The organism is Mesorhizobium sp. M7A.F.Ca.CA.004.04.2.1 (assembly GCF_004022825.1).
Taxonomy (GTDB): Bacteria; Pseudomonadota; Alphaproteobacteria; order Rhizobiales; family Rhizobiaceae; genus Mesorhizobium.
The window spans coordinates 1-4,793 of the sequence record NZ_RZPH01000428.1 but is presented as its reverse complement, the minus strand read 5'-3'; the positions used below and the strand labels follow the sequence as shown (position 1 = coordinate 4,793).

General features: G+C 61.3%; 5 protein-coding genes and 1 pseudogene. 4 read left to right on the top strand and 2 right to left on the bottom strand.

The features are described 5' to 3' along the window. On the top strand, window positions 1–851 hold an 851-nt coding region (locus EN893_RS19210; protein ID WP_128361701.1), incomplete at its 5' end, for an NAD-dependent epimerase/dehydratase family protein. A gap of 117 nt (window positions 852–968) precedes the next feature. Here the strand turns inward: EN893_RS19210 and EN893_RS19205 are convergent. Beyond that, complete coding sequence (locus tag EN893_RS19205) at window positions 969–1,151, bottom strand: hypothetical protein (RefSeq protein ID WP_127269125.1); 183 nt, start codon at window positions 1,149–1,151, stop codon at window positions 969–971. Between the two features lie 66 nt (window positions 1,152–1,217). Here EN893_RS19205 and EN893_RS19200 point away from each other — a divergent pair, with 66 nt between their 5' ends. The 3 genes from EN893_RS19200 (at window position 1,218) to EN893_RS19190 (ending at window position 4,584) form a co-directional block, all read left to right on the top strand. Further along, window positions 1,218–2,252 (top strand): extracellular solute-binding protein, encoded by a 1,035-nt coding sequence (locus tag EN893_RS19200; protein WP_127269126.1) that lies wholly within the window; start codon window positions 1,218–1,220, stop codon window positions 2,250–2,252. 88 nt (window positions 2,253–2,340) lie between these two features. After that, a complete protein-coding gene (locus tag EN893_RS19195) occupies window positions 2,341–3,768 on the top strand; it encodes an amidase (RefSeq protein ID WP_127269127.1) in 1,428 nt (475 codons plus the stop codon). A 114-nt stretch (window positions 3,769–3,882) separates the two neighbouring features. After that, the gene (locus EN893_RS19190) at window positions 3,883–4,584 is read left to right on the top strand and encodes a TetR/AcrR family transcriptional regulator (protein WP_013531378.1); all 702 of its coding nucleotides are present in this window, start codon (window positions 3,883–3,885) and stop codon (window positions 4,582–4,584) included. 5 nt (window positions 4,585–4,589) lie between these two features. On the opposite strand, the pseudogene EN893_RS19185 reads toward EN893_RS19190, so the two are convergent. Beyond that, window positions 4,590–4,793: pseudogene (locus EN893_RS19185) on the bottom strand (MBL fold metallo-hydrolase); the annotation flags it as partial.

The following is a 4,793-nucleotide window of genomic DNA, read 5'->3' as shown; positions in this document are numbered from 1 at the left end:
CGCGAGACAACATCGCGCATGTCGCCGATCCGCGTTTCGATCTGCAGATTGCCGACGCCGAAAGCTTTTCATCCCTTCAGGGCTTCGATGAGATCATCCATCTCGCGTCGCCGGCGTCGCCGCTTTGGTACATGCGCGAGCCGGTACGCACGATCAAGGCCAATATCGGCGGCGCGCTCAATCTCCTGACGCTGCTCAAGCCCGGCGGTCGCTTCTGCTTCGCCTCGACCTCGGAAGTCTACGGCGACCCCCTGGTTTCACCGCAACCCGAGAGTTACAGGGGATCGGTGGACTGCACCGGTCCCAGGGCTTCCTATGATGAAAGCAAGCGCTGCACAGAGGCATTGCTGTTCGAGCAGCAGCGGGTCGGCGGGCTCGACATTCGCGTCGTCAGGATATTCAACACATATGGGCCACGAACCCGCATCGACGACGGACGCGCCGTCTCGAATTTTGCCATCCAGGCACTGACAACCGGGGTTCTGACGGTTTATGGCGACGGCTCCCAATCGCGCAGTTGGGGTTATGTCGACGATATCGTCGAGGGGCTGGAACGTTACTTCTGGCGCGACGGCATCTCGCATCGCGGTCCTCTGAACATTGGCAACGACCACGAGGTTTCGGTCCTGCGCATCGCGGAATTCGTAAGATCGCTTGTCCCCGGCAGCCGCATCGAGCACCACCCTCCAGCTCCCCAGGATCCGACAAATCGGTGTCCGGACCTGACTTTGGCGAGGCATGTCCTTCCTGGCTGGGAAGCGAGGACGAGCTATCAGGAAGGCATCGGGCGCACCTTCGATTGGTTCCGCCAGCGAATTGCGGCCGCGAGCATTTCGGCCTCCACGGCCTGACGCGTCCGGTATCGCGGCTAAACCTCTTTCTGCCTGCTCACTCAGTCACCATCTCATCGGGCGCATCGTCAATCGCCGAGCAATGGCCGTACCCGCGGAAAGATATTGACTGTATGTTTAGTCATAGTTACTCCTGAGGTCGCGAATTGAGTTGGACAGCCGGCGCCAGCCGGTGAATGGCCACAATGAAGAGGGGAATATCTCGACCGCGATGCGGCTTGCCGTTGCCGGTGCGCCGCATGCCGCGAGTGCGATGTCGACGGCCGCTCTCGTGCCGTCGATCGGCATTGTCGCGGTCATCTTTTCGTCAGCAGGAAACGGACCTGAGGCCGTAACGCCGCCGGTCCAACAATGGGAGCATGCAGCATGAACTTGAAACTGACCGTGACGGCCATCGGCCTGTCGCTGCTGACTGTCACGGGCGTGGCCCGTGCCGACGGCGAGCTCAACATCTACAATTGGGGCAATTACACCAGCCCCGACCTGATCAAGAAGTTCGAGGAGACTTACAAGGTCAAGGTCACCGTCACCGACTATGATTCCAACGATACTGCCTTGGCCAAGGTCCGGCAGGGCGCCTCCGGCTATGACATCGTCGTGCCTTCGGCGAGCGTCGTGCCGGTCTGGATCAGCGAAGGTCTGCTCTTGGAGACCGATCCCAACAAGATGGAAAACTTCAAGAACGTCGATCCGAGGTGGGTCGATGTTCCATTCGATCCAGGCCGTAAATACACCGTTCCATGGCAGTGGGGCACGACCGGCATTTCGGTGAACAAGTCGGTCTATGCCGGCGATCCGAACACATCGGCGATCTTCCTCGACCCACCTCCCGAACTCGTCGGCAAGATCAATGTCGTACCCGAAATGGGTGACATCATGTTCCTCGCCATCGCTTACGAGGGTGGCAAATATTGCAGCAGCGACATGCAGATGCTGAAGAAGGTGCATGACAAGCTGGTGGAGGCGAAGGCGAGATGGCTTTCGCTCGACTATGCGGCCGTCGATGGCCTGGGCAGGGGCGACATCGCCGCGGGCGTCAACTGGAACGGCATATCGCTGCGCGAGCGGCTTGAGAACGACAAGATCGTCTATGGCTATCCCAAGGAAGGCTATCCGATCTGGATGGACAATGTCGCTGTCCTCAAGGACGCCAAGAATGTCGACAACGCCAAGCTGTTCCAGAACTTCATCATGGATCCGCAGAATGCGGCGCTGATCTCAGCCTTTGCGCGTTATTCGAACGGCATCAAGGGCTCGGAAGCCTTCATGCCCGACGACATGAAGACCGCGCCGGAAGTCAACATTCCCGCCGAGTTCGCCGCCAAGGGCCAATTCATGCTGGCCTGCCCGCCCGATGTGCAGGCGCTCTACACGAAGATCTGGACCGACCTGCAGAAATGACCTGACCAGGCTTTCCCGCGCCGCCGCACGCGGCGCGGTCATCTTCCGTCCATGCCAAACGCGATGCGCAGATCGCAGGAGACTTCCCATGACCGATCTCGACCTTTGCTACATGCCGGCCAGCGAGGCGCTGCGGCTGTTCAAGGCAAAGAAGCTTTCGCCCGTCGAACTGATGCAGGCCACCATCCGCCGCGCCGAAGCCACCAAAGCGACGATCAACTGCCTCACCTTCACGCATTTCGACGAGGCGATAGACCTGGCCAGGAAAGCCGAGGCAAAATACGCCAGGGGCGCCCGGACCGGGGCGCTCGAGGGCCTGCCGATCGGCATAAAGGACGAGAGCTACATCAAGGGCAAGCGGACCTCGCACGGCTCGCTGCTGTCCGGGGATGCTATCGGTGGCCATACCTCGACGATGAACGAGCGCATCATCAAGGCCGGAGGCATTGTCCATGCCCGCACGGCGACGCCTGAATTCAGCTGCGCCGGCTACACCTGGTCGAAACGCTGGGGCGTGACGCGCAATCCGTGGAACCCGGATTTCACGCCCGGTGGTTCGTCGGGAGGCTCCGCGGCGACGCTGGCATCCGGCACGTCGTCGATCGCCACCGGTTCGGACATTGCGGGATCGATCCGGATTCCCGCGTCGGCCTGCGGTCTTGTCGGCTTCAAGCCGCCTTACGGGCGCAATCCGGACGAGCCGCCATTCAACCTCGACTTCTACTGCCACACCGGACCGCTGGCGCGAAACGTCGGGGATGCGATCCTGCTGCAGAATGTGATGGCCGGACCAAGCCCGCTCGACATCGCCACGCTGCGCCCGAAACTGCGCCTGCCGCTCGAGTACAAGCCGATCAAGGGCTGGAAGATTGCTTTCTCGATGGACCTTGGTTCTTTCGAAGTCGACCCGGACGTGCGCAAGAACACGCTTGCCGCCTGCGATGTGTTCCGTTCGCTCGGCGCCACGGTCGAGGAAGTCGATCTGGGCTGGGGCGACGAAGTGCTCAGGGCGGGCATGGCCTATCTCGAGCATCTGTTCGGCGCATCGCTGTCGCAGCTGCTCAAGAAGCACGGCAAGGACATGACGAGCTATGCCAGGCAGTTCGCCGAGGACGGGCAAAAGTCGAAGGCGACGGACTTTGTCGGAACACTCGACGTGGCGGCCAGGATGTACCAGACGCTGGGGCCGCTGCTGGAGACCTACGATGTGCTGATCTGCCCGACCAACGCGCTTCCCTCCGTGCCGGCGGAGTTCGATCAGACCACGGGTACGGTCGAGATCAACGGTAAGCAGGTGAACCCGTCGTTGGGATGGGTGATGACGACGCCGTTCAACATGATGAGCCGTTGTCCGGTTCTGTCCATCCCTTCGGGTCGGGCGGCAAGCGGCGTGCCGACAGGCATCCAGATCGTCGGCCGCACCTATTGCGATGCCGATGTTTTCCGAGCGGCCATGGCCTATGAGACGGCCAACGGGCAGTGGTACACAAACGCCGAAACGCGTCCGTCGCTATAACAGGGCGATGCGGCTCTTGCCGCGGTTGGAGAGCCGACGCCGGACACCTCGAATAGACGAATCTGTGGTGGCGCCGGTGATCGCGCCAGAAGGTCCGAAAGGAGCTGGACGAAGATGGCGCAACAAAAGGCTGCGGCGGCAAAACGCAAAGGCGCTACGGCGAAGAATGGGCGTGCGGCAAACGATGCCGCGCCGCCCAAGGACCGTCGGCGCGAGCGCGGCGAAGCCAGCGTGCAGCGGATCATCGACGCCACCATCGAACTCATCGCGGAGGAGGGGCTGGCAAGCGTCACCATGCAGCGCATCGCCGAACATGTCGGCTCGTCCAATGCCCTGGTCGTCTTCCATTTCCGCAGCAAGGAGAACCTGTTTCGCGCCGTCCTGCAGTATCTCAGCGATCGATATGATGAGCTGTGGGTGACGTTGGTGCGGGCGCCCGGCCTGTCGCCGGTTGAGCGGGCTCTGGGCGCGGTCGATTGCGCGCAACGTTTCGCCCGCCAGCATCCGAAATGGGTTTCAGTTTTTGTCGTGTTTTCCAGCGACCGCAAGAGCATGCAGATCTACAACGAAATCGGCCTGCCGAGCGACCTTGCCTACACCGCCGAGGCGCGCGAGCTGCTGATCGAGATTTCGCGCAGTGGCGGTTATACCGGCGTCGACATCGATACGCTGTCGGAGAGCCTGAATTATCTGGTTCATGGCGCCTGGTATTGGGATCATCTCAATCCGTCCAGCCGTGACACCAACGTGCTGCGCAAGACCATGCTGCTCCTGCTGCATCAGGCGTTCCCCCGGCATTTCGAACTGATGCGCTAACTGCTTCAGGGCTGCCGCAGATGGCAGCCGGCCTGCCGCTTTTGCGCCAGATACTCGTCGACAAGCTGGCGGTAGCGTACCTTGCCGAAGCTTGGGAAATGCCCGCCATGCACGACTGAGACATGGAGGTCGCGCAGGCGCATCAGCGTCGCCATGTAGTCGGGAATGTCTGAGTGGTAGACGTCGTCGATCAGCGGGCCGTCATATAT

Bases quoted from the DNA above. Each gene is read 5' to 3' on its own strand.
- EN893_RS19205 (WP_127269125.1), bottom strand. From the start codon at position 1,151: ATGACCGCGACAATGCCGATCGACGGCACGAGAGCGGCCGTCGACATC.
- EN893_RS19200 (WP_127269126.1), top strand. From the start codon at position 1,218: ATGAACTTGAAACTGACCGTGACGGCCATCGGCCTGTCGCTGCTGACT.
- EN893_RS19195 (WP_127269127.1), top strand. From the start codon at position 2,341: ATGACCGATCTCGACCTTTGCTACATGCCGGCCAGCGAGGCGCTGCGG.
- EN893_RS19190 (WP_013531378.1), top strand. From the start codon at position 3,883: ATGGCGCAACAAAAGGCTGCGGCGGCAAAACGCAAAGGCGCTACGGCG.